The sequence below is a fragment of the Parasalinivibrio latis genome (assembly GCF_036825535.1).
Taxonomy (GTDB): Bacteria; Pseudomonadota; Gammaproteobacteria; order Enterobacterales; family Vibrionaceae; genus Parasalinivibrio; species Parasalinivibrio latis.
The window spans coordinates 1,145,372-1,165,361 of the sequence record NZ_CP098812.1 but is presented as its reverse complement, the minus strand read 5'-3'; the positions used below and the strand labels follow the sequence as shown (position 1 = coordinate 1,165,361).

14 protein-coding genes are annotated in these 19,990 nt (G+C 49.7%); 10 read left to right on the top strand and 4 right to left on the bottom strand.

The genetic code is table 11. From position 1 onward, the window contains the following. The first annotated feature begins 110 nt into the window (after positions 1-110). Complete coding sequence (locus NF212_RS05635) at positions 111-1,718, top strand: GGDEF domain-containing protein (RefSeq protein ID WP_434359595.1); 1,608 nt, start codon at positions 111-113, stop codon at positions 1,716-1,718. 33 nt (positions 1,719-1,751) lie between these two features. On the opposite strand, the gene NF212_RS05630 is transcribed toward NF212_RS05635, so the two are convergent. The 3 genes from NF212_RS05630 to NF212_RS05620 form a co-directional block, all read right to left on the bottom strand. Next, complete coding sequence (locus NF212_RS05630; RefSeq protein ID WP_434360838.1) at positions 1,752-3,758, bottom strand: DNA topoisomerase III; 2,007 nt, start codon at positions 3,756-3,758, stop codon at positions 1,752-1,754. Positions 3,759-3,876: 118 nt separating this feature from the next. After that, complete coding sequence (locus NF212_RS05625) at positions 3,877-4,425, bottom strand: NAD(P)H nitroreductase (protein WP_434359593.1); 549 nt, start codon at positions 4,423-4,425, stop codon at positions 3,877-3,879. A gap of 133 nt (positions 4,426-4,558) precedes the next feature. After that, complete coding sequence (locus tag NF212_RS05620; protein ID WP_434359591.1) at positions 4,559-6,574, bottom strand: FAD-dependent oxidoreductase; 2,016 nt, start codon at positions 6,572-6,574, stop codon at positions 4,559-4,561. A 226-nt stretch (positions 6,575-6,800) separates the two neighbouring features. Here NF212_RS05620 and sppA point away from each other — a divergent pair, with 226 nt between their 5' ends. Together sppA and ansA are read left to right on the top strand one after the other, a co-directional pair. After that, a complete protein-coding gene (gene sppA / locus NF212_RS05615; RefSeq protein WP_434359589.1) occupies positions 6,801-8,666 on the top strand; it encodes a signal peptide peptidase SppA in 1,866 nt (621 codons plus the stop codon). 96 nt (positions 8,667-8,762) lie between these two features. Beyond that, positions 8,763-9,773, top strand: coding sequence for an asparaginase (gene ansA / locus NF212_RS05610; protein ID WP_434360837.1), 1,011 nt, complete (start codon positions 8,763-8,765; stop codon positions 9,771-9,773). A gap of 86 nt (positions 9,774-9,859) precedes the next feature. Here the strand turns inward: ansA and NF212_RS05605 are convergent, their stop codons facing one another. Beyond that, positions 9,860-10,144: a YeaC family protein gene (locus NF212_RS05605; RefSeq protein WP_434359587.1), complete on the bottom strand. Its 285-nt coding sequence runs from the start codon at positions 10,142-10,144 to the stop codon at positions 9,860-9,862. Between the two features lie 111 nt (positions 10,145-10,255). Here NF212_RS05605 and NF212_RS05600 point away from each other — a divergent pair, with 111 nt between their 5' ends. The 7 genes from NF212_RS05600 (at position 10,256) to NF212_RS05570 (ending at position 19,961) form a co-directional block, all read left to right on the top strand. Then, positions 10,256-11,098 carry a DUF2989 domain-containing protein gene (locus NF212_RS05600; RefSeq protein WP_434359585.1) on the top strand — a complete coding sequence of 281 codons (843 nt, stop codon included), beginning with the start codon at positions 10,256-10,258 and terminating at the stop codon, positions 11,096-11,098. Between the two features lie 203 nt (positions 11,099-11,301). Next, the gene (locus tag NF212_RS05595; protein WP_434359583.1) at positions 11,302-12,144 is read left to right on the top strand and encodes a DUF2989 domain-containing protein; all 843 of its coding nucleotides are present in this window, start codon (positions 11,302-11,304) and stop codon (positions 12,142-12,144) included. Positions 12,145-12,694: 550 nt separating this feature from the next. After that, positions 12,695-13,690, top strand: coding sequence for a type I glyceraldehyde-3-phosphate dehydrogenase (gene gap / locus NF212_RS05590; RefSeq protein ID WP_434359581.1), 996 nt, complete (start codon positions 12,695-12,697; stop codon positions 13,688-13,690). A 67-nt stretch (positions 13,691-13,757) separates the two neighbouring features. Next, the gene (locus NF212_RS05585; protein ID WP_434359579.1) at positions 13,758-14,636 is read left to right on the top strand and encodes a D-hexose-6-phosphate mutarotase; all 879 of its coding nucleotides are present in this window, start codon (positions 13,758-13,760) and stop codon (positions 14,634-14,636) included. Positions 14,637-15,132: 496 nt separating this feature from the next. After that, positions 15,133-17,067: a PrkA family serine protein kinase gene (locus NF212_RS05580; protein WP_434359577.1), complete on the top strand. Its 1,935-nt coding sequence runs from the start codon at positions 15,133-15,135 to the stop codon at positions 17,065-17,067. Positions 17,068-17,105: 38 nt separating this feature from the next. Continuing rightward, entirely contained in the window at positions 17,106-18,374 is a 1,269-nt protein-coding gene (locus tag NF212_RS05575; protein ID WP_434359575.1) for a YeaH/YhbH family protein, read from the top strand. A gap of 48 nt (positions 18,375-18,422) precedes the next feature. Then, positions 18,423-19,961 (top strand): SpoVR family protein, encoded by a 1,539-nt coding sequence (locus tag NF212_RS05570; RefSeq protein WP_434359573.1) that lies wholly within the window; start codon positions 18,423-18,425, stop codon positions 19,959-19,961. Positions 19,962-19,990 lie beyond the last annotated feature (29 nt).

Here is a 19,990-nt window from a genome sequence, read left to right as displayed (position 1 = left end):
CGCAAAACCTCTTTAAAGTTATGGTTTTGCGCGCCACGTCCATACTTTTAGTGTTCAATAAATCATACACTTAGCCAATGGAAGCAAGATCAAATTTTTAGGGGATGTCCATGGCTATAAATACAGAAAATGTCTGTATCACCATCCAAGCCAGCACCATTAAAAAGTTCAGCAATGCCACTAGCCTTACAGAGGCCTGTGACATCCTCTACCAGGATCTTTCCCACAATACTGCATGTACGAAATTGACGGTTTATGTACCTGATAACCAGAATTGGGAAGTAGCAGTCAACCTTCCCCTGAATGCAAAGGATGCCTCACTCGCCGTTGAACGCGATCTTATTTTAAAACAGCTCGACTCAGATGAGTGTCCTGAGCCCACACTGCTTCCGCTCGGACTTACCCATACCCGCTGGTCGATCCCCTTGCGCCGGGGTGGAGAGCTTTTTGCGTGGGTCATTGCCACATTCAAAGGCACTATTCTCCACCAAGAGTCTGAAGAAAACCTGAGCATTATTTGTTGTGGAATCGCTGCCGAGTTTCAGTCACACATCCTGAAAGCGAAAGTTAATCAGGAACTGACCGAACTGAAAGCCACTGAAGAGGCACTGAACAACAGCCGGGAATCCCAGAAGGGGCTTCTGGAACAACTGCGCTTACTGCACGACATATCATTTCGCCTATGGCGTACCCGAACCCTTGATGACCTCCTGTACACCACGGTGTGGGAATGCAGGAATAAACTCAAATTAGACCGGGTTGCCATCTTTCTGGTCGAATATGAGAAGGGGATGATGTACGGGACTTTCGGTACTGATATTAAAGGCAGGATCACGAATGAACGCTATTTCAGCGCTCCACTCCCGCACCATATCGTTGCCGAATCCACAATGGATAACCGCCAGCCAATTACCATTCTCGAAGATGTGGAACTCTACCATGATGGTAAACCTGTCGGCCGGGGATGGAATGCAACTATTTGCCTTTGGGATGGCGGTACACCAATTGGTTGGATAGCGTGCGACAACCTGCTGACAGGAACCCCACTACAAAGTTATCACCGCGAACTACTCAGCCTGCTGGGGGTAACACTTTCACAGCACTTGGCACAACGGCAAGCGGAAGAACGCCTCAAAACCCTGAATTATTCACTGGAACAACGGGTTTTGCAGCGTACCAAGGAATTGGAAGAGGTTAACGCCAAGTTAGAAATGCTCAGCCTGCAGGATCCTCTGACCGGTATTGCCAACCGAAGGGGATTCGACCGGACACTGACTGATGAATGGGCTTTGGCAATCCGGCACGGGCTACCGGTAACCTTGTTGGTTATCGACATAGATCAGTTCAAGCAATATAACGACAGTTATGGCCATGCCAAGGGTGATGAATGCCTGAAAGCCATTGCTGACTGCCTGGCAGAAGTAGAACGCCGTAAGGGAGCCCTGCTGGCGAGGTTTGGCGGTGAGGAATTTGTCTACCTGCTACCGGGAAGCAACCTCCACTCTGCGCGTTACATTGCTGAAAAAGCACTAAATGCTGTACGGGATCTGAACATAACCCATGAGTCATCTACTGTTGCTGATATGGTAACCATTTCCATCGGCGGTAAGTCGATCACACCCTCTCCGCACAGTATGCCGGATGCACTCTTTGATGCGGCAGACCAGGCACTCTATCACGCCAAACAGAGTGGCCGGAACTGCTGCGTAGTGAACTGATCTTGCGGTAAATTAACCGGCTTTACTTGAGCCTCAACGCTTAGGTGCAGCCGCTTTGCGGCGGGTACCTTTCCCTGTTGTTGTTTTTGAGCCGGCAGACTTGGCCCCAGATGTGTTACGGCGATAACCCTTTTTGCCCCCGGATTTAAAGGCAGGTTTAGATGGCAGCCCCCGCAAAGACTGGGGCGCACCAGATTTCACCCCGTTTTGGATAATCTCCCCCACCCTCTGGGTTAAACCATCCATAAACTGCTTGTAACTTCCCTGTCGCTCCGCCATCAATTGGAGCTGGTGTTCCCAGTGAGCTGTCATATCCGGTGTTGAAGCCATGTCAGGCAGCGCGTGGATAAGCCCACGTCCACTTGGGGTAGAGCGGATAGACTTTCCTTCACGGGCAAGAAAACTCCGTTTGAAAAGAAGCTCAAGTATCCCCGCTCGGGTTGCTTCCGTTCCCAGTCCGTCAGTCTCTCTCAATATCGATTTCAGGGATGTGTCTTTAACGTAGCGGGCGATACCCGTCATGGCCTGCAGCAACGTTGCCTCAGTGAAATAGGCAGGAGGCTCTGTTACCTTATCCAACACTTCACCCCGCTCGCACTTAAGTACTTCTCCTACGTTCAGCGGAGGCACCTTCTGAGTCAGCGCTTCATCCTCGTCGTCATCTTTGCCCATCAGGGCACGCCAGCCTTGGGACTTCCACATTTTCCCCTTGGCAACAAAAAGCCCTCCCGCAATCTCGAAAACCAGTTTGGCTTCAAGTGACACTGCATGGGGATAAAACTGCATCAGGTATTGTCGCGCAATCAGGTTGTAAACCTGCTGCTCACCCCTTGTCAGTTTTTCTGGCGAAGAGGATTTAGACGTTGGAATAATGGCATGGTGCGCTTCAACTTTACTGTCATTCCAGGCTCGGGATTTTAGGGAAAAGTCCGCATCCCTTACCGCATTCGAGAGCGCTGGGTCAGTCGAAGCTACAGCCTTGCTGACATCCTTGGCTTCTCCGAAGTGGCCTTTAGGCAGGTAACGGCAGTCAGAGCGCGGATAAGTAATCAGCTTGTGCTTCTCATACAGTGACTGACAGCAGGACAACACGTCATTCGCACTCATCCTGAAACGTTTTGCGGCATCTATCTGCAATGCAGAAAGGCTGTACGGTAATGGTGGAGCATGCTTCTTGTCTTTCCTGTCACTCTCTTTGACAGTTGCTGGCTGGCCGGTTATTCGCTGTGCAACGTTCTCAGCAAGAGGACGGCTTAGTACCCTTCCCTGCTCATCCTGCCATTTGGCACAGGCTTCGCTGGGCTGCCAGCGGGCCCGGATATCAAATCCCTGGTAAGGAATAACGGCATCCACCTGGTAGTACGGCTTGCTGACGAAATTTTCTATTTCTTCATCCCTTGCTACCACCAGGCCCAAAACCGGTGTTTGCACCCGGCCTACAGAGAGAACTCCGTTGTATCCGGCCTGGCGACCAAGCAAGGTATACAAACGGGACATGTTCATACCGTAGAGCCAATCAGCCCTCGAACGCGCTAACGCAGAAACAGACAGTGGCACGAACTCTTCGTTACTGCGAAGTTTAGACAACGCTTTTTTTACTGCCTGTGGGTTCAGGTCGTTTACCAGAAGCCGCTGCACGCTTTTCTTTTTGGACTGTGGCAAGCGGGCATGATCAATCACTTCGTCCACCAGCAATTGCCCTTCCCTGTCCGGGTCTCCGGCATGGACAACCAGTCCGGCATCCTTCAGTAGCTTTTTCACTACCTGAAGTTGGCTGGCCGCAGTTTTACGCGGTTTGAGAATCCAATTGTCAGGTACGATGGGCAGGTCTTCCAGCCGCCACTGTTTATATTTTTCATCGTAGGCTTCCGGCTCTGCCTGCTCGAGGAGATGGCCGATACACCAGGTGACAATGTCACCACCAGCCGTTTCAATAAAACCTTTCTGCTGCTTATGGGGACGAGGCAACACTGCGGCTATAGCGCGTGCAAGGCTGGGTTTCTCGGCAATAATAAGGCGGTAAGATCCGGAACGGGTCATAGTGAACAGTGCTGTTGGACGCAATCTTTGCTCCACTCTAACCAATGGGGATGAGCGGAGCAAGATTTACTGTATAAAAAAACAGTTAACCATTCTGTCTGGTTTGTTTTTCAGCACATTAGAGGTAAGTGACATAGCGGGAGAGATCCCGGCTTGGCGGGTTGGCTTCCTGGCAACCCGGAGACCCAACATAAAGAAAACCGACAATCTGCGCATCCCCTTCCACACCAAATGCTTCCCGGACAACGTCATGATAAGCCCAACTGCCAGTTCGCCAGAATCCCTGAAACCCCTGTGCGACCGCAGCCATCTGCATAGCCTGTGCTGCACAGCCTGCAGAAATATGCTGTTCCAAAGCAGGAACTTTAGGATGCTGACGCACCCTGGCAATCACAGTGATCACCATGGGAGCCCTGAATGGTGCATTTTTGGCTTTTTCAATCACAGCCTCTTCCGCTCCGTCTGCACGGGCAGCACTTTCCAGGATAGAGGACAACCGGTACAATCCGTCACCTGCTGCCACTACAAACTCCCAAGGGGTCAGGCCACCATGATCTGGCGCACGTAAGCCGGCTTTCAGGATATTCTCCAGCACATCACCTTCAGGGGCTGGTTCAGCTAACTTTGGAATTGAGCGGCGATTGAGAAGTAAAGACAAAGCATCCATAAATAGAACCCAGTTGTAATTTTTCTTCTAAGTTAGCACAAACACTAAAAATAATTGCCCCTCAGTTTGTAGTGGAATTCCACACTCCAAGAGGCAACCCTATGGTCTGGTAACAGGCGTAAACGTCATCTGATTAAAGGGCTAGGGCAAGTTCAACACCTTGTCGGATGGCTCGTTTGGCATCAAGCTCACCGGCTTTTTCTGCACCACCAATAACATGAACCCTGTCTCCAAATTCAGCCAGGGACGGAATCATCTCCGTCACAGACTGCTGCCCAGCGCAAATGATGATGGAGTCAGCAGGCAGGATGTGACGCTGTCCTTCAAGTTGGATATGCAGCCCCTGGTCATCAATCTTTTCATAGGCCACGCCACCCAGTGCTTCTACTCCTCGTTTCTCAAGCGTGCGCTTATGGATCCAGCCTGTCGTTTTGCCCGGACCTTTACCTACTCGCCCAGGGCGTCTTTGAAGTAACCATACTTGTCGGTCCGCCACAAAATTAGGGTGCGGAAACAAGCCACCCTCATGGGAAATGTCGTTATCAATTCCCCAGTCTGCGAGCCAGTCATTGAGCGTCTGACCTTCAGGCTCTGTGATCATTGTCGCCACATCAACACCAATACCACCCGCCCCGATAATGGCCACACGGTTACCAGGATCTTTCTGTTCCCGAATAAAGGTCATGTAGTCAACCACCTTGGGATGGTCGATTCCCGGTATATCCGGCATTCTGGGTTTTACGCCCGTAGCCACGACAATGTGGTCATATCCCTTGAGGTCTTCGGCATCTACCTCTTTGCCAAGATGGATATTCACACCTGTTTGCTCAATCCGGCGGCTGAAATAGCGTGTCGTTTCGTTAAATTCTTCTTTACCTGGTATCTTTCTGGCAAGGTTGAACTGGCCACCCAGCTCATTCCGCCTTTCAAACAGGTCAACCTGAAAACCTCGCTCAGCCGCCGTGGTTGCAAATGACATCCCGGCCATTCCACCGCCAATTACTGCCACCTTGCGCCCGGTTGCTGCTGGCGTGACAACTAACTCTGTTTCATAGCATGCGCGGGGATTCACCAGACAACTTGCCCGCTTCCCCTTAAATACATGATCAAGGCAAGCCTGGTTACAGGCGATGCAGGTATTGATGTCATCCGCCCGGTTTTCTTCGGCTTTTATCACAAATTCCGGGTCAGCCAGCAAAGGACGCGCCATAGAGACCATATCAGCCTGCCCGGATGACAGAATATTCTCCGCTACATCCGGCGTATTAATACGGTTTACTGCTACCAACGGGATTGAGACCTCACCTCGCAGTTTTTCTGTCACCCATGCAAAGGCTGCACGGGGGACTTGGGTAGCAATTGTTGGGATCCTGGCTTCATGCCAGCCAATTCCCGTATTGATTATGGTTACTCCAGCTTGCTCCAGGGCTTTCGCCAATTGCACGACTTCTTCCAGTGTGCTGCCCTGTTCAACCAGATCCAGCATCGAGAGACGGAACACAATAATGAAATCTCGTCCCACTCTTTCACGTACGGCTTTGACCACCTCCACCGGGAAACGGATCCGGTTTTCGTAACTGCCTCCCCATCCGTCATACCGACAGTTGGTGCGCTGGCAGATAAACTGGTTTATGAGGTAGCCTTCCGAGCCCATCAGCTCAACCCCGTCGTAACCGGCTTCTCGTGCCAGCTCTGCCGATCGGGCAAAGTCACGAATGGTTGAACGGATCTGTCGGTTGCTCATTTCCCGAGGGGCGAATTTCGAGATCGGTGATTTAATCGCAGATGCACTTTGAGCCAAAGGATGCATAGCATAGCGACCAGCATGGAGGAGCTGCAGGGCAATTTTCCCTCCCTCTTTGTGAACGGCATCGGTGATAGCACGGTGTGCCCTGGCATGCCGCCCGCTGCTGAACTGGGCACTCAGAGGATGAAGCCTTCCCCTGAAATTGGGCGAAAAGCCTCCGGTAACAATAAGGCCAACACCACCGCGGACACGCTCAGCGTAAAAGGCAGACAGTTTTTTAAAACCGTCGTTGGACTCTTCCAGCCCCGTGTGCATGGAACCCATGATCACCCGGTTTTTCAGCTGGGTGAATCCTAAATCCAGCGGCGAGAGCAAATTTGGGTAATGAGGATGTTTGGTCATAATCGTCGACACCTTCCTTTCTGGTCTGACCAGATTAACCATGTGCAACACAACTTTCAAACGCATGTTTACAAAATAGCAACATTACGCACACTTTCTCACCTGCATTTGTTGTCTCACCAACACACTGCCTGTGTAAATAGAGCGCCATGACACTGAAAGTTCATTGGTTCTACCCAGTTGATCCGATAGGATACGGAGAAACGTTTCGAAAACAGGACGATTGATGAAGGCATTATTTAAATTCATTGGCGGTTTTTTTAAGCTGATATGGAAAACCCTCAGCTTCACCCGCCAGTTGATCCTGAACCTCTTGTTTCTTCTCATTGTTGCCATAGTGATCATTGGCTGGCGTGAATCCGCAAAATTAACAGAAGAGCCGGTGCAGACCGGGTACGAAGGTGCACTTCTGGTTAACCTTTACGGCCCGATTGTCGAACAGGCCACATATTCCCGACCTGTCGATAACCTTTCGCGCCGTCTGTTAGGAGATGAATTGCCCACTGAAAACGTCCTGTTTGACATTGTTGATGCCATTCGCGCCGCCGCACAGGACGACAAAATTACCGGCTTGGTATTGAGCCTAAGCGACATGCCGGAAACCAGCCTGACCAAACTGCGTTACATTGCTAAAGCCATTAATGAATTCAAGGCATCCGGGAAGCCTGTCTTTGCGGTTGGTTCACACTACAGCCAAAGCCAGTACTATCTGGCAAGCTACGCAGATGAAGTCCTGATGGCCCCGGATGGCGGCGTTATGTTGCAGGGTTACAGCAGCTATCAGCTGTACTTCAAACGCCTGCTGGACAAACTGGACGTCACCACTCATGTCTTCCGCGTGGGTACCTACAAGTCAGCCGTCGAGCCGTTCATTCGTGACGATATGTCCAATTCTGCAAGAGAGGCCAACAGCGTGTGGCTCAAGCAACTTTGGGCCGCCTATACCAGTGACGTAGCACATAACCGCGATATCGAAGCGGCCAGCCTGTCCCCAGACTCCGAAACCCTGATATCCAGGATGAAGCAGGCCAACGGCGATTTCGCCCGTTTTGCCGTGAATATGGGCCTTGTTGATAAACTGGCTAACCGCCCTGAAACCCGACAATTCCTGGAAGAAAAATTTGGCTCCGACGGTGACCACAGCTTTAAGCACATCAGCCTGTATGACTACTACAGCACCCCGGCGATGGGCTTTAATATCACAGGACATGATCAAATTGCCGTAGTTGTTGCCTCTGGTGCCATTATCGACGGCCCATCCCGTGATGGCGCCGCCGGCGGTGACACGATTGCGGCACAACTGCGCGATGCCCGGTTTGATGACAAAATCAAAGCAGTCATCCTGCGGGTAAACAGCCCAGGCGGCAGTGCCTTTGCCTCTGAGGTTATCCGTAACGAAATCCAGGCTCTGAAAGCTGCCGGCAAACCTGTCGTTGTATCCATGTCGAGCATGGCGGCTTCCGGTGGTTACTGGATCTCTTCTGACGCCAACCAAATCATTGCCCAACCAACCACGATTACCGGTTCTATAGGTATCTTCGGTCTCTTTACTACGTTCGAAGATACATTGGATAAATACGGTATCAGCAGTGATGGCCTGTCCACCACGCAATTTGGTGGTGTCAGCCCTATTCGCCCGCTCCCTCAGGCAGTATCAGACATAATGCAGTTGGGGATTGAGAATGGTTACCAACGGTTCCTTTCCGTTGTCAGCCAGGGGCGGAACATGTCCATGGTTCAGGCAGAAAAAGTAGCCGAAGGCCGGGTGTGGACTGGACAGGATGCCTTGGATAGAGGGCTTGTGGATCAACTTGGCGATTTTGATGATGCAGTAAAAGTAGCAGCAAAACTTGCTGACCTTGATCGGTACGAACTCAACTGGATGCAAGAGCCTCTGTCTCCTTTTGAGCAGGCTATCCAGGACTTGATGGGGCAAGTCAGTGTCTCACTGTTAGGCCAGCCGTTGCAAAGCATGCTTCCAACAGCATTTAAACCGCTGGGAAAAGAAGTTAGCGCAAAGGTATCACTGCTCAATAACTTTAATGATCCAAATGGGCAATATGTCTTTTGCCTCAACTGCACCTATAACTAAAAGTGAGACCTGCCCGGCAGAAGCCGGGCTTTTTTTCACTAGTTGGGCGTGTATACTGCGAGCCCACTCCCACCGAGCATGTAGTTTTTTGTGATGATGGAAAGAAAACACATTTACATCGCCTATACCGGCGGCACCATTGGTATGCAAAAGTCCGATCATGGCTATGTACCCGTATCCGGCTTCATGCAGGACCAGCTAAAACGAATGCCGGAATTCCATCGACCAGAAATGCCACTATTCACGATCCATGAGTATTCACCTCTGATCGATTCATCGGACATGACGCCAGCGGACTGGCAACGCATTGCTGACGATATCCGGGACAACCACGACAAATACGATGGTTTCGTGATTCTTCACGGTACCGATACCATGGCGTACACAGCGTCTGCGCTTTCTTTTATGCTGGAGAACCTGGACAAGCCGGTAATCATTACAGGCTCACAGATCCCACTGGCAGAACTGCGTTCAGACGGTCAGTCAAATCTGTTGAACAGTCTGCACATTGCGGCAAACTACCCAATCAATGAAGTGGCACTGTTCTTCAACAATAAGCTGATTCGTGGTAACCGCAGCACAAAATCCCACGCTGACGGCTTTGATGCCTTTACCTCGCCGAACTATCCGCCGTTGCTGGAAGCAGGTATCAGCATCCAAATCCGCGCAGCAGATATGGATAAAAAGCCGGAAGGGCCATTTAAAGTCCACACGATTACAGAGCAGCCAGTTGCCATCATCATGATGTACCCAGGTATATCTCCGGAAGTTATCCGCAATGCACTCCAGCAGCCGGTTAACGCCATGATCCTGCTTTCATTCGGTGTTGGTAATGCCCCACAGAACCCTGACCTTCTCTATTGGCTGGAAGAGGCGACCAAACGCGGTGTTATTGTGCTGAACCTGACCCAGTGCCTGGCAGGCCGAGTCAATATGGGCGGTTACGCCACGGGGTGTGCATTGGCCGATGCCGGTGTCTTGAGTGGTTTTGATATGACACCGGAAGCGGCTCTGGCCAAACTCCACTACCTGCTGAGCCAGGATCTGGCACCGGAAACTGTCCGAACAATGCTTCAACAGGATCTGCGCGGTGAGCTTTCACTGTAACGAAGCCATGCTACGGGCAGAGAAAAGGCAACCGTTGGGTTGCCTTTTCTGTCTTCCGGTTATATTCGCAAGCTAACCCAAAATCCTCAGTGCGTATTAGGGTTCACCCGAACAATGTCTTCCTGCCCTTCACCGAACGCTTTTTTGAGTTCAGCTTTTGATTTGAACTCAATATCACCGCCCTGAGCGACAGTCATGTGCTGTGCATCGGCATTGTGGCGGGACTGGTAAAGCATGACGGCTTGCATCGCAGAGTCTCGTTGTTCCGGGGTAAGCGGCGTGCCGTCGGGCCATTTCCCGGTTTCTACTGCATAGGACATTCGCTGGTACACTTCCGGTGTCATCATTGAGAGAAGATCTTCAACTTTCATACAATTTCCTGCTAATACGACTCTTATGCGTTTAAACTACTTAAAGAGCCCTTTTCGTCAAGAACCCTATAACCAAAATACAACATTGTCAGCAAAGGACCGATACTGACTATGAAATTCCGGATAAAACACCTATTTCAATTTTTCGCTGCCTGCACGACTGTTCTTCTAACCGGTTGTCTTGAATTCAATATGTCTACTTCAGAGTTGTGTGAAAAACACCCTGAACTTTGCGCCGGGGTAAACAACAACGACAGCCAATGTCGCCACGAAAGGACAGATTTGATCTGGCAGCGCTACGATGTGCTGAAAGAGCCAACCCCGTTGAACAAGTTCGATGAATTAATGCTGTTGCAGAAATACCAGAAGTGCATCGACCTCTCCTCACAAATCATCACCACAAAGATGAAGGACCGCTCCCGCACCCGAAATGAAGCCTTACTCCACAGCGCTAAAGAAATTGAACGGTTGGAAAATGAGCTGAAACAATCCAGCCAACCCGAAGTTTTGTTTTACTTCTGGGGCAAAGGGGATCAACAAGCACAGCAGCGGTTCCTTGAGCTTGAGGGTACCCGTGTAATGGAGACATCCCGCCTCCAATTGGCGCTTGCTACGTATTACACCCACAGGGATGAAAAAAAGGCCCTCAGTTTACTGCATCGCGCTCTGGAACTTTTTGATGGGGATGAAGGGAAAACGCGGAGCAAGGTTATTCCGGACGTCATCCGCTCACTCGCTACGTCATATCACAGGTTGGATGATACCGCCCATGCTTATCTGTGGGCGAAAATTGCAGAGCAGTTTAAGCTAGGCATCGCCGAGAGCCGTCAATTGTCACTGATGTATCCGATGGATGCAGAAACCCGGAAAAAATTGGACAACCTTGCTGAAGACGTTGCTGATGACATAGACGATGGCAAATACAAGGCTATCCGCCTGAACATCCAAAAATAGTAATGGTACAACTCAGACTTGGAAGCTGAAAACCAGGCATGGTGCATTAAACAAACCGTGCCTTTCACAAGCAACTTTATCACTTGCTTACGTCACAAGACTGACACTATTTCAAGACACTTTTCTCAGCTATGGTACGCTTTAAAGTACAAGGACTGTTTCTACTTTCATCCACCGGATAGTTGGATATCGGGAGTATCAATATGGATTTTTCAGCAAAATCTGCCATCGTACCTTTTGCCCTCGCTGTCTTGCCCTTACTGTCTGCATGTATGGGAGAAGACAATTCCCCTGAAAACATCTGCTCTTCCAACCCCGAATTGTGCACCGGATTCAACATCGAAGATGGTCACTGTGAATCACCGCGAACGTCCATTATTCAGCAACGCTTTGAAAACCTGACCGCTCCGTCTGATGTGGGCAAGTTAAAAGAGTTGAGGTTTGCAGAGGAATACCAAAAATGTCTGGAGTACGCCCCGGCAACTGGCTCAACCTCTACCAAAGACCTGAAGCGGTCCCGGGCAGAGTCAATGGTAACGGTCCGGTTTGATATTGAGCAGATCCAAAAAGATCTTTCCAGTTCAAATGATCCCCATGTCCTGTTTTATCTGATGTCAACGGGAGACACAGCGGCTCGGGAGCGCTTTGCTGCGCTGGAAGATTCACCGCAAATGAAAACGCCGGAACTTCAATTAGCCCTTGCAACCTTCTACAACAGTGAAGACAAAACTAAAACACTCTCCTACCTGCACGGTGCACTTGAGTTCTACGATGGCTCCGAAGGCACAACACTCGAGCAGACAGTCCCGGAAGCTATCAGGGCCATGGCCACAACCTACCACCAGCTGGGCAATGAAAAAGATGCCTATCTCTGGACCCGAATAGCCGGAGAATTTGAACTTGGTGTAGCTAAGGGGGCACAGTTGAACAACCTGTACCCAATGAACAGTGCCGACAGAGATTACCTTGATGACTTGGCTGAGGATATTTCAGACCAAATTCAATCAGGTGAATACAAACAAGTAAAAGTTTCCTCGAAAAACTGATTTTCAGGCAGACAACAATCACTTAGGCCCTCAGCTTGACCAGAATTACGGCAACCTGAGGGCTTTTTCCTCCTCTCATCCCGCTTTCTTTCAAACAGATGAGTGGCGCTGTCCCGAACAAACACAACCAGGACGCATTGAGCTAATTTGTCGACGGGAAGGCACCAGTGGATTAACGCCATTCAAGGTGATAGTTGTAGATACCCGCAGCGAAACATAAAAACGTCCAACCTGAACAGGTGTGTTTCGTCCCTCATATACGTCGGTGGGTCAAACTCACAACAACCAAATTACCGGCGTCTAAAAATTCTTACTTTAAGAAGCACGGAGCGCGTGTCACTTCCGCAACATCACCAGCCAGGTTCAATGTGTAATATATGTTCATTACGGACGCTTTTTCGTCACCTTGTTGTGTGAATGTAAAAAAAATTCGTATGTATAATTGACCCAAAGCAATTTTGCCCGGGATTTTGCTTGCATGGGGCCCTATGTTTCTGTAATTTTACTACCAGATTTTTCTTGAGCAGAAATTAGTAGTGGAGCAACTACAATGACTATCAAAGTAGGTATTAACGGTTTTGGCCGTATCGGTCGTTTCGTATTCCGCGCTGCATGTGAGCGTGCTGATCTGGAAGTTGTAGCAATCAACGACCTGATCGACGTTGAATACATGGCATACATGCTGAAGTACGATTCAACTCACGGTCGTTTCAAAGGCACCGTTGAAGTTAAAGACGGCAACCTGATCGTTAACGGCAAGACCGTTCGCGTAACTGCAGAACGCAACCCAGAAGATCTGGCTTGGGACGCAGTAGGCGTTGACGTTGTTGCTGAAGCAACCGGTATCTTCCTGACTGATGAGACTGCTCGTAAGCACATCACAGCAGGTGCGAAGAAAGTTGTTCTGACTGGTCCTTCTAAGGACGCAACTCCAATGTTCGTAATGGGTGTTAACCACGAGACTTACGCTGGCCAGGACATCGTTTCTAACGCGTCTTGCACCACTAACTGTCTGGCACCTATCGCGAAGGTTCTAAACGACAAGTGGGGCATCGAGTCTGGTCTGATGACTACTGTTCACGCAACTACCGCTACTCAGAAGACTGTTGACGGTCCTTCTGCTAAAGACTGGCGCGGTGGTCGTGGTGCTTCTCAGAACATCATCCCATCTTCAACTGGTGCTGCTAAAGCTGTTGGCGTAGTAATCCCAGAACTGAACGGCAAGCTGACTGGTATGGCTTTCCGCGTTCCTACTCCAGACGTATCTGTTGTTGACCTGACTGTTAACCTGAAGACTCCAGCAACTTACGCTGAAATCTGTGCAGCAATGAAAGACGCTTCTGAAACTTCTATGAAGGGCGTTCTGGGCTACACCGAAGACGCAGTTGTTTCTAACGACTTCGTTGGCGAAGTTTGCACTTCAGTATTCGACGCAGACGCTGGTATCCAGCTGACCGACAGCTTCGTTAAAGTTGTATCTTGGTACGACAACGAAATCGGTTACTCAAACAAGGTTCTGGATCTGATTGCTCACATCTCTAAGTAATCAATCCTGATTCTTGAAAAAGGCGGCTTATTAGCCGCCTTTTTTGTAGCTGTTTTAAGGACAATTTATGGACTTACTGAAACTTAAAACCATCAATGCCCTTTCGGATGCCGTAACAATTTGCGAATACGAAGGCATGCAGGTCATTAAGGTTACCCACCCTTGTGCTGAAGCCGGCATTACCCTTCATGGGGGTCATCTGTTATGGTTCCGCCCAGCTGGTGAGAAAGATGTTATCTGGCTGAGTGAAAAGGCAGAGTTTAGCCCAAATAAAGCCCTGCGCGGTGGGATTCCGGTTTGCTGGCCTTGGTTTGGCCGTGTTGCAACACCAGCCCACGGCTTCGCCCGCACCAGTATGTGGTCACTGATTGAACACCGTGAAAATGAAAATGGGGTAATTGTCGAACTTGGCCTGACCGACACAGAAGAGACTCTCGCGATATGGCCAAACCGTTTTGATCTGAAAATTACGTTTGAAATCAGTTCAGAACTGAAAGTGAAACTTACTGCCACCAATACGGATGACCACAACTGGTCAATGTCGGGCGCACTTCACTCATATTTCACTGTTGGTGACGTGCGAGATATACGTATAGAAGGCATGGGTCCAGACTATATCGACGGACTCAAAAACGCTGAGACCTTTAAAGGTGGTGAATCACTGGCATTCACCGAAGCACTGGACCGAGTGTACACATCACCTGAAAATACTGTCACAATCAAGGATTCCCCGAATAGCCGCAATCTGCTTGTCACAAATCAGGGACATAATAGCGCGGTTATCTGGAACCCTTGGGCTGACGGTGCAGCGGGTATGGGAGATATGGACGATGACGGATACCTGACCATGGTTTGTGTCGAATCCACCCAGCACGGTAAAGGCGTCACCCTGCAACCTGGTGAAAGCCACACGCTTTCAACCACCATTGCAGTAAAAGCGCAGTAACCTCAGTTGCTTATCGACGCGTATTAAGTTGTTGCTTTCAAACAAAAAGTAAAAAGGCAGAAAGTCTACTTCTGCCTTTTAGAACTATGACTCCTTCCACTCTTTTTCTCCCTCTTACATTCAACCGCCATTCAGCGATGTGACACCTGATACATATTGGCGACTTTCCCTCTCAATTAACGATCGTTGTCACAGATATAGTCACAATCATTAACGTATTGTTATCAGGTGCATATCAGGAATATCTTACGCGATACTGCATTTATCACAGGCTAGCACAGGGGTTGCGCCATATTTCACGCTGGAAGATAGTAACCAAAGCACTTTTTATTGACCTGAGCATCAACCGGAGTTTTTTCATAAATTGTTAAAAAACAAGTAATTCATCGTGTGAACTAAGTGATTAGGGTCTAGGCTTAAATGGAAGCGCGCTAAAACACAGATCCAGCGATGAAATCAACAAATCGTCAGTCAATCTGATTTGGGGGGAAGAAGTATGAGTATCTTTGACCACTACCGTCAGCGCTATGAGGAAGCCAAAGACGAAGAACTGACACTGCAGGATTTCCTAAATCTGTGCCGTGAAGACCGCAGTGTCTATGCGAACGCTGCCGAACGCCTTTTGATGGCCATCGGTGAGCCGGAGATGATAGACACCTCCTTAGACCCACGCTTGAGCCGCCTGTTCTCTAACAGAGTGATTGCCCGCTACAAAACCTTCGAAGATTTCTACGGCATGGAAGACGCCATTGAACAAATCGTCTCCTACCTTAAGCATGCCGCACAGGGTCTTGAAGAGAAAAAGCAAATCCTTTACCTGCTTGGCCCAGTCGGTGGTGGTAAGTCATCTCTGGCGGAAAAGCTCAAGAGCCTGATGCAGAAAGTGCCTATTTACGTACTCAGTGCAAATGGTGAACGCAGCCCTGTTAACGACCACCCATTCTGTCTGTTCGACGCAGTTGAAGATGGTGAACTCCTCGATAAGGAGTACGGTGTACCACAGCGTTACATCAAGACCATCATGTCACCATGGGCTGCCAAGCGCCTGCAGGAATTTGGCGGTGACATTACCAAATTCAAAGTGGTAAAAGTCAGGCCATCTGTCTTGCACCAGGTTGCAATTGCCAAAACCGAACCCGGAGATGAAAACAACCAGGATATCTCATCCCTGGTCGGTAAAGTCGATATCCGTCAGTTGGAGCACTACGCCCAGGATGACCCTGATGCGTACAGCTACTCCGGCGCTCTGTGTAAAGCGAACCAGGGCCTGATGGAGTTCGTGGAGATGTTTAAAGCACCTATTAAGGTGTTGCACCCACTGTTGACTGCAACCCAGGAAGGAAACTACAACGGTACTGAAGGCCTGTCTGCGTTGCCATATGACGGAATCATTCTCGCGCACTCCAACGAGTCCGAGTGGCAGACTTTCCGTAACAACAAAAACAATGAAGCATTCCTCGACCGCGTATACATCGTTAAGGTGCCATACTGCCTGCGTGTATCCGAAGAAATTAAGATCTACGAGAAACTGCTCCAGAGCAGTGAATTGACCGACGCGCCATGTTCTCCAAGCACCTTGGATATCCTGGCCCGATTCAGCGTCCTGTCACGTCTGAAAGAGCCTGAGAACTCCAGTGTGTTCTCGAAAATGCGTGTCTATGACGGCGAAACACTCAAAGATACGGATCCTAAGGCCAAGTCCTATCAGGAATACCGTGACTTTGCCGGTGTGGATGAAGGCATGAACGGTCTCTCAACCCGTTTTGCATTTAAGATCCTTTCCCGTGTATTTAACTTTGACCATTCAGAAGTGGCAGCAAACCCTGTGCACCTGTTCTACGTTCTTGAGCAGCAAATCGAACGTGAGCAGTTCCCACCGGAGATTGCAGAGAAGTACCTTGAGAACCTCAAAGGCTACCTGATTCCGAAATATGTCGAGTTTATCGGTAAGGAAATCCAGACTGCCTATCTTGAGTCCTACTCTGAGTACGGTCAGAACATCTTTGACCGCTATGTCACCTATGCTGACTTCTGGATCCAGGATCAGGAATATCGTGACCCGGATACCGGACAGTTGTTCGACCGTTCTGCACTTAACGCTGAACTGGAGAAAATTGAAAAGCCTGCCGGCATCAGCAATCCGAAGGATTTCCGTAATGAAATCGTGAACTTCGTACTGCGTGCCCGTGCTAACAACGAAGGCCGTAACCCTAACTGGACCAGCTACGAAAAACTGCGCACTGTTATTGAGAAGAAAATGTTCTCGAATACAGAGGAGCTGTTGCCGGTCATTTCCTTTAATGCCAAGACATCGACGGAAGAGCAGAAGAAGCACGACGACTTTGTTGCCCGCATGATGGAGAAAGGTTACACCCGCAAGCAAGTGCGTTTGCTTTCTGAGTGGTACCTGCGGGTTCGCAAGTCCTCGTAGAAAGCAGCCAGGCGTATAACCAGTAAATGGGAGGGCTTATGGCGCACTTTATTGATCGCAGGCTCAACGGTAAAAACAAGAGCACAGTAAATCGACAGCGTTTCTTGCGCCGCCACCAGCGGCAAATCAAGGAAGCTATTGCCGATGCGGTAAACAAGCGGTCGATTACAGACGTCGAAAGCGGAGAGAGTATTACCATCCCCTCCCGGGATATAAGCGAACCTATTTTTCACCAAGGCAAAGGTGGACAGCGTGAAGCTGTCCACCCCGGCAACGACCAATTTGTGCCGGGTGACCGCATTGAACGCCCACCCGGTGGTGGGGGCGGTGGTGCCGGTGAAGGGCAGGCAAGCCCGGATGGTGAAGGTCAGGACGATTTCGTTTTCACCATCACCAAGGATGAATACCTCGATCTGCTTTTCGAAGATCTTGAACTGCCAAACCTGAAACAGAACCAGCAAAAACAGCTGGTCAAATACAAGACCCACAGAGCCGGCTTCACGGCAAATGGTGTACCCGCCAATATTGCCATTGTCCGGTCACTGCAAAACTCCCTCGCCCGCCGCACGGCTATGACAGCCGGGAAGCGCAGACAGTTGCGTGAGCTTGAAGCTGAACTGGAACAGCTTCGCAACACTGAGCCGGCAAGGCCGCTGGAGGAAAAAAGGGTCAGTGAGGAGATACAGGCACTGCGTGACAAGATTTCCTCAGTGCCATTTATAGATACATTCGATCTCAGGTACAAAAACTACGAACGCAGGCCTCAACCAAGCAGCCAGGCCGTGATGTTCTGCCTGATGGACGTATCCGGTTCGATGGACCAGGCAACCAAGGATATGGCTAAACGTTTTTATATCCTGCTTTACCTGTTCCTGACCCGGACCTACAAAAACGTTGAGGTGGTGTTTATACGTCACCATACGCAAGCCAAGGAGGTTGACGAGCACGAGTTCTTCTACTCACAGGAAACCGGGGGCACCATCGTATCCAGCGCGCTTCGGATGATGGATGACATTGTCAGGGAACGCTACCCTTCCAATGAGTGGAATATTTACGCCGCACAAGCGTCTGATGGGGATAACTGGGCTGATGACTCTCCGGGTTGCCGTGAGTTGCTTCAGGAACGTATCTTGCCACTCACACGCTATTACGCGTATATCGAAATTACCCGCCGGGCACACCAGACCCTGTGGCGTGAATACGAAGCCCTTGCTGAGGAATTCGATAATTTCGCAATGCAGAACATTCGTTCAGTCGAAGATATTTATCCCGTCTTCCGGGAGCTGTTCAAGAAGCAGGTTGCCTGACCGGGCACCTGCTTTTCCGGGCAATCGGGATTTTTTTGGGGGGAACGTATGGCCACAAAAACGAAAACCAAACCACTGAGTGACGGGCCGGACTGGACATTTGGCCTGCTTGAAGACTATCACCAGGAAATTAAGCGGGTAGCTGAGTTCTACCGGCTGGATTCCTACCCGAACCAGATAGAGATCATCACGTCAGAACAGATGATGGATGCTTATTCAAGCATCGGGATGCCCATTAATTACAACCACTGGTCCTTTGGCAAAAAGTTCATTGAAGTCGAACGTGGTTACAAGCACGGGCAAATGGGCCTTGCCTATGAAATCGTCATCAACTCCGACCCTTGTATTGCCTACCTGATGGAAGAAAATACCATTACCATGCAGGCATTGGTAATGGCACACGCCTGTTATGGCCACAACTCTTTCTTCAAAGGCAATTACATGTTCAAGAGCTGGACAGATGCCGGCTCCATTATCGACTACCTCCTTTTTGCCAAAACCTATATCTCCGAATGTGAAGAAAAATATGGCGTTGACGAGGTGGAAAACCTACTCGACTCTTGCCACGCATTAATGAATTACGGGGTGGACAGATATAAACGCCCTCAGAAAATTTCTATGGCGGAAGAACGTGCCCGCCAGAAAGCTCGTGAGGAGTACCTTCAGAGCCAGATAAATGAATTGTGGCGAACCATTCCGCGTAAAGAAGCAGAAATGGAGGTTAAAAAGGAACGCTTCCCGAAAGAACCTCAGGAAAACCTGCTCTACTTCTTTGAGAAACACTCTCCGTTGCTGGAACCCTGGCAGCGCGAGGTGATCAGGATTGTCCGTAAGGTCAGCCAGTACTTCTATCCCCAGAAGCAGACCCAGGTTATGAATGAGGGGTGGGCAACGTTTTGGCACTATACCATTCTCAATCACCTGTATGACGAAGGTAAGGTAACCGACCGTTTCATTATGGAGTTCCTGCACAGTCACACCAATGTGGTTGCACAGCCTTCCTATAACAGCCGGTATTACAGCGGAATCAACCCGTATGCCCTAGGCTTTGCAATGTTTCAGGATATTCGCCGGATTTGCGAAGATCCGACAGAAGAGGACAAATACTGGTTCCCGGATATTGCTGGTGCAGACTGGCTTGAAACTGTCCATTTTGCGATGGAAAACTTTAAGGACGAGAGCTTTATTAGCCAGTTCCTGTCACCTAAAGTGATGAGGGACTTCAAGCTTTTCGCCATACAGGATGATGACAGGCATAACTATATTGAGGTGACCAGTATTCACAATGAAGAAGGTTACCGTCAGATCCGTGAGCGCCTCTCCGCCCAGTACAACCTGAGCAACCACGAACCAAACATCCAGGTCTGGGATGTAGACCTTCGGGGTAACCGATCACTGACCCTGAGATATGTTCCCCATCAGCGTATCCCTTTGGGTGACTCCGCTGATCAGGTGCTTAAGCACGTATACAGGCTCTGGGGCTTTGAAGTGGTACTGGAGGAAGAACAACCCGATGGTAAAGGTAAAATCCTGATGACCTGCCCCCAAAGACAGAAGTTTGATGAGGATATCCTTAGTGGAAGCTGACTTACAGCATCCCAGAGTCAACCAGCAAC

Coding starts and splice junctions, on each gene's coding strand:
- ansA (WP_434360837.1), top strand. CDS start 8,763: ATGGAAAGAAAACACATTTACATCGCCTATACCGGCGGCACCATTGGT.
- NF212_RS05585 (WP_434359579.1), top strand. CDS start 13,758: ATGGACTTACTGAAACTTAAAACCATCAATGCCCTTTCGGATGCCGTA.
- NF212_RS05630 (WP_434360838.1), bottom strand. CDS start 3,758: ATGACCCGTTCCGGATCTTACCGCCTTATTATTGCCGAGAAACCCAGC.
- NF212_RS05570 (WP_434359573.1), top strand. CDS start 18,423: ATGGCCACAAAAACGAAAACCAAACCACTGAGTGACGGGCCGGACTGG.
- NF212_RS05620 (WP_434359591.1), bottom strand. CDS start 6,574: ATGACCAAACATCCTCATTACCCAAATTTGCTCTCGCCGCTGGATTTA.
- NF212_RS05625 (WP_434359593.1), bottom strand. CDS start 4,425: ATGGATGCTTTGTCTTTACTTCTCAATCGCCGCTCAATTCCAAAGTTA.
- NF212_RS05600 (WP_434359585.1), top strand. CDS start 10,256: ATGAAATTCCGGATAAAACACCTATTTCAATTTTTCGCTGCCTGCACG.
- NF212_RS05580 (WP_434359577.1), top strand. CDS start 15,133: ATGAGTATCTTTGACCACTACCGTCAGCGCTATGAGGAAGCCAAAGAC.
- NF212_RS05605 (WP_434359587.1), bottom strand. CDS start 10,144: ATGAAAGTTGAAGATCTTCTCTCAATGATGACACCGGAAGTGTACCAG.
- sppA (WP_434359589.1), top strand. CDS start 6,801: ATGAAGGCATTATTTAAATTCATTGGCGGTTTTTTTAAGCTGATATGG.
- gap (WP_434359581.1), top strand. CDS start 12,695: ATGACTATCAAAGTAGGTATTAACGGTTTTGGCCGTATCGGTCGTTTC.
- NF212_RS05595 (WP_434359583.1), top strand. CDS start 11,302: ATGGATTTTTCAGCAAAATCTGCCATCGTACCTTTTGCCCTCGCTGTC.
- NF212_RS05575 (WP_434359575.1), top strand. CDS start 17,106: ATGGCGCACTTTATTGATCGCAGGCTCAACGGTAAAAACAAGAGCACA.
- NF212_RS05635 (WP_434359595.1), top strand. CDS start 111: ATGGCTATAAATACAGAAAATGTCTGTATCACCATCCAAGCCAGCACC.